We start from the raw sequence: 4,645 nt of genomic DNA on the forward strand, positions 1-4,645 counted from the left end.
GTGGTCCGCACGCTCGATAAACTTCGACCCGCGTATTTTTCCGCAGGCCGGAGCCCGTTTCGAACGATCAGCGAGCGCCTTCCTTGACGCCGGCCAGGGTGGCGTCGATGTTCGCCGCATCGACGATGCCCGGGCCGGTCAGCACCGGTGCGGTCGGCAGGTTGGTGCCGTAGTCGATATGCGAGGCGAGAAGCGAAACCCCCAGCAGCGACTGCAGGTAAGGCTGCTGGTCGATCGCAAAGGTCTGCGAACCGTCCTTGATACGGGCAAGCCCCGAGGCGTTCAGGTCGAAGGTGCCATGCGCGACCTTGCCGACTTTGTTCGCCTGAGCGATCCCGCTTGCAGCCGCATCAGCGTCGGAAGCCCCAACATTGAGGACGCCGTCGATGGTGTCGTCCTGGAGCAGTGTCGCCTTGACGGCCTCGGCGATTGCCGTCTGATCGCCGAAGCTGGTCGCCGGCAACGGCAGTTGCTTGCCAGTGCCGCCTTTTCCGGTGATGCCGTCGATGACACCCTTGCAACGGGCCTCCTGGTTTGCCGCACCCGGGAGCGTATTGACGCAAATGACATTTTTCGCACCCTTGGACGCGAAATATTCGCCGCCAGCCTTGCCGGCCGTGTATTCATCCGAGCCGACATAGTTGATCGCGCCAAGCTCGCGAGCTTTGTCGATGTTGCCGGCATTCATGAGGATGACTTTGATGCCCGCGGCGACGGCAGCCTTGATGGCCTCGTCCTCCGCCTCGGGCACCCAGTCGGGCACCACGATGCCGGTCACGCCCTGGCTGATAGCCGTGCGGACGAGCTGTGCGGCGTCAGGCCCGAGATTGTCGTAGGTCTGCAGCTGCAGATAGCTGACGGAGCCGCCATTCTTCTCGACGACGAGCCGGGCGTCGTCGACGCCCTTCTTGATGCGGCTCCAGAATTCGTCGTCGGTCTTACCGCCGACGACAGCAATATTCGCGGCCAGGACAGAAGAAGCGCCAAGAACGAAAACAGCGCCAGCCAGCAGCCCGCGTACGGCGCGCATTGAAAAACTCATGTGATTTCCTCCCAAAAGGCGGTCGAGAGTAACAATTCCTCAAAGCAAGGCTCCCAACTCGCTGGAATATTTGTATCAACGGATTGCTGGAAATGGAATGCCTATTGCGTTTTGATGAAATTAATGTACCATTTCATCTCATCCGAAAATGGAATGAAACATATCATGAAGAGACCGACCATTGCCGATCTTGCCCAGGCGTCCGGCGTCAGCATCGCCACGGTCAACCGCATCCTCGGAGGTACCGGCGCAGTGCGTGCGGAAACGATCGAGAGGGTGCAAAATGCCGCGGAAGAGATTGGATTTTATGGCCGCGGCGTGATCGAGGACCGCAGGCAGCGGCTCCTGCCGAATTATCGTTTCGGCTTTCTTCTCCAGCAGTCGAGCCGTGAGCTCTACCGGCTGTTCGGCTCCAAGATCACGGAGGCGGCTGCGAGACGCCAGCACGAAAAAGTCGTGGCTGTGGTCGATTTCGTCGATGTCCTGGAGCCACAAAATATTGCAGATCGTCTCGAAGCGCTTGGCAAACGCTGTGATGCAGTTGCTGTCATTGCGGGCGACCACCCGTTAATCGGACAGACCATCCAATCCCTCAAGGAGAGGGGGAAGCCGGTTGTTGCATACATAACCGATCAGTCTGCCCGGGATCGCGCCGGCTTCGTCGGCACCGACAATTGGAAACTCGGGCGGACCGCCGCATGGTTTCTGGCTCAGACCACGCCGATGCCCGGCCGGATCGCGGTGTTCATCGGCAATCATCGTTACCAGTGTCAGGATGTCTCCGACGCGAGCTTTCGATCCTATATGCGCGAGCATGCGCCCCATCTTCAGGTGGATGACAGCAGACCGACACATGAGGAGCCGGAGGAAGCCTACCGGATCGTGAGCCAGCTGCTCTCTGAACTCGATGACCTCAGAGGCATTTTCATTGTCGGAGGGGGGATTTCCGGTGTACTGCGCGCTCTTCGCGAAGCGCCCGTGGAAAAGCGGGATAAGGTCAGGGTTGTCTGCCGCGACATCGGCCCGGAAACGCGCAAGGGCTTGACGGAGGGCCTGATCATGGCGGCATTGTGCCATCCTCTGGATCAGATATCAGACGAATTGATCGCCACGATGATCGCAGCGCTGGAACACCGCGACAGCACAACCATCCTTCAGCGCGTCGTTCCCTTCGAAACGATTACGCCCGAAAGCGTTTGAACCGCCCGGTTTGCATAAGGCGGCTGGCCGAAAAGGCCAGCCGCCCTATAAAGTGGCAGGGCTGATAGCTATTGCGCTGTCGCGTCAGATGTCGACGACGAGGCCCTTGGCTTTCAGCACCGGTTCGAGATTGCTGACCTCGATGACCGATTTGCCCTGCTTATATGCCGCGATATAGCCGGCCTCGGCATCTTCGCGGGCCTGTGACAGCCTGGCGACTTCCTGCGCTTCCTGGCGACGCACGACCACCAAGCCGTCGGCATCACCGGCGATGATGTCGCCGGGATGGATGATTTCGCCGCCGACGATGATCGTGTCGTTCACCGCCGCAATAGTTTCTTTCACCGTCCCCTTGATGCAGACGCTGAGCGAGAAGACGGGAAAGCCAAGTTCCCTGAGCTGAAGGGTGTCGCGCACGCCGGTGTCGGTCACGAGACCGCCGATGCCCTTTGCCAGGCAGGCGTTGGCGAGGACATCGCCGAAGGATCCGGCCTCTTCGTATTCGCCGGCCGATACGACGATGATATCGCCCGGCTTTGCGTAGTTGATGGCAAGCTGCAGCATGATGTTGTCACGTGGCGCGCATTTCACCGTAAAGGCCGGGCCGCATAGTTTCATGCGGTGGTCRACGGGCTTGAGGCGGGAGGAAAGGGCTCCGCGGCGCCCTTGGGCTTCGTGGATCGTCGCGGGTGAAAATTTGGAAACGGCGTCGATATCGGCTTTGCTCGGCCGTTCGGCAATATCTTTAATATGGATCACGGGTGCCTCCCATCGTTGGCCGACGGCGGGCATGCCCCGCCGCCTGAATTCGTTTGGACATTATTATCGGATGACACCGAGGTCCTAGGGGATCGGGTCGAACTTCAGCTCCGAGAGCGATACGACCTTGTCGGTGCGCGTCATCTTGTATTCGGTATCCGGGCCGAGCCACTTGTCCCAGATCTTGTTGATCTCGCCTGATGTGTCGAGCTTGCGAAGAATCTCGTTGATCTTGGCGGTCAGCGCAGGCTGATCCTTGGCCATGCCGATGCCGATCGGCTGATACAGCATCGGCTCCTCGATCATCCGCATTGGCTTGCCCTTGCTCTTCGATTCATTGACGAACTTGGTCGTCGTCATGGTGTTGGCCACCATGCCGCGGGCCTTGCCCTGTTGGACGGCGAGATAGGCCGAGGCGGTATCCTGGAAGGTCAGCGGATCGGATTTGTTGAGCTTGATCGACATCTCAGACGTCGAACCCTTGGTCGAAGCGATGCGCTGGCCGGCGAAATCGGCCTTCGTCTTGCCGGCATCGTCCGCCGGCACGATCAGCATTTCCTTGGCGAGATAATAGGGGTCGCTGAACTGGATCTGCTCGGCGCGGCTCAGAGTATAGGCAAGGTTGGCGACCGTGATGTCGACGCGGCCGAGCTTGACCTCGGGCACGCGCGCCTCGACCGAAACCGGCTTGATTTCAGCCTTGACGCCCAGTTCCTTGGCGATGGCGCCGCAGAGATCGACGTCGAAACCGGCCATTTCGCGGGTCTTCGGATCGGGCGAAGCGAAGGGAGGAACGTCGGCGAACGTCGCGCAGCGCAAGGTTTTCGCCGAGATGATGTTGTCGAGCTGATCGGCTTTTGCGGGCACGGCGGCGGCCATGCCGGCAAATGCGACGCTGAGGGTTAGGCATTTCCAGTTCATTGCTGTTCTCCTTTGTTTTTGGTGGTTGGTATCAATGCCTGAGATCAGCGAGGAATCGCTGCGCACGGGGATGGCTTGGATTGTTGAAGAAGTCCTCGGGGGTCGCCATTTCGAGGATCTGGCCCGCATCGATGAACCAGACCCGATCCGCGACCTCGCGCGCGAAGCCCATTTCATGAGTGACGCAGAGCATCGTCATGCCTTCCGACGCCAGGCTCTTCATGACGGCCAACACTTCGCCGACCATTTCAGGATCGAGCGCGCTGGTCGGCTCGTCGAACAGCATCACCGGCGGTTCCATGGCAAGGGCGCGGGCGATTGCCACCCGCTGCTGCTGGCCGCCGGAGAGTTGACCGGGATAGGCCCGGGCCTTGTCGGCAAGGCCGACCCGATCGAGAAGCTTGAGGGCCTTGTCCTTTGCAACATCCGGCGCCACGCCTTTCACGCGGATCGGCGACATCGACACGTTTTCGACCACCGAAAGGTGCGGAAACAGGTTGAAGTTCTGAAATACGAAGCCGATCCGGCTGCGCAGTGCATTGAGTTCCTTCGCCCGCATGGCGGCGTGAATGTTTTGCCCGTCGAGCGTAATCRATCCGCTGTTGATCTCCTCGAGGCGATTGATCGTGCGGATCAGCGTCGATTTTCCCGAACCGGACGGCCCGCAGATGACCACGACTTCGCCGCGTGTCACCTGCGCATCGATGTCCTTCAGGACCGGGT

General features: G+C 60.0%; 5 protein-coding genes. 1 reads left to right on the forward strand and 4 read right to left on the reverse strand.

What is annotated here, in order from left to right; genetic code table 11:
- Positions 1-67 precede the first annotated feature (67 nt).
- Positions 68-1,042: a substrate-binding domain-containing protein gene (locus tag AC1D1Z_RS34270; RefSeq protein ID WP_018449061.1), complete on the reverse strand. Its 975-nt coding sequence runs from the start codon at positions 1,040-1,042 to the stop codon at positions 68-70.
- A gap of 162 nt (positions 1,043-1,204) precedes the next feature.
- On the opposite strand from AC1D1Z_RS34270, the gene AC1D1Z_RS34275 reads away from it, so the two are divergent.
- Entirely contained in the window at positions 1,205-2,242 is a 1,038-nt protein-coding gene (locus AC1D1Z_RS34275; protein WP_131647249.1) for a LacI family DNA-binding transcriptional regulator, read from the forward strand.
- A gap of 84 nt (positions 2,243-2,326) precedes the next feature.
- Here AC1D1Z_RS34275 and AC1D1Z_RS34280 read toward each other — a convergent pair whose 3' ends face one another.
- The 3 genes from AC1D1Z_RS34280 to AC1D1Z_RS34290 form a co-directional block, all read right to left on the reverse strand.
- Positions 2,327-3,001, reverse strand: coding sequence for a 4-carboxy-4-hydroxy-2-oxoadipate aldolase/oxaloacetate decarboxylase (locus AC1D1Z_RS34280; RefSeq protein WP_131647231.1), 675 nt, complete (start codon positions 2,999-3,001; stop codon positions 2,327-2,329).
- 84 nt (positions 3,002-3,085) lie between these two features.
- The gene (locus tag AC1D1Z_RS34285; RefSeq protein WP_131647230.1) at positions 3,086-3,922 is read right to left on the reverse strand and encodes an ABC transporter substrate-binding protein; all 837 of its coding nucleotides are present in this window, start codon (positions 3,920-3,922) and stop codon (positions 3,086-3,088) included.
- Between the two features lie 31 nt (positions 3,923-3,953).
- On the reverse strand, positions 3,954-4,645 hold a 692-nt coding region (locus AC1D1Z_RS34290; RefSeq protein ID WP_477853240.1), incomplete at its 5' end, for an amino acid ABC transporter ATP-binding protein.

The organism is Rhizobium sp. P1_E1 (assembly GCF_056406015.1).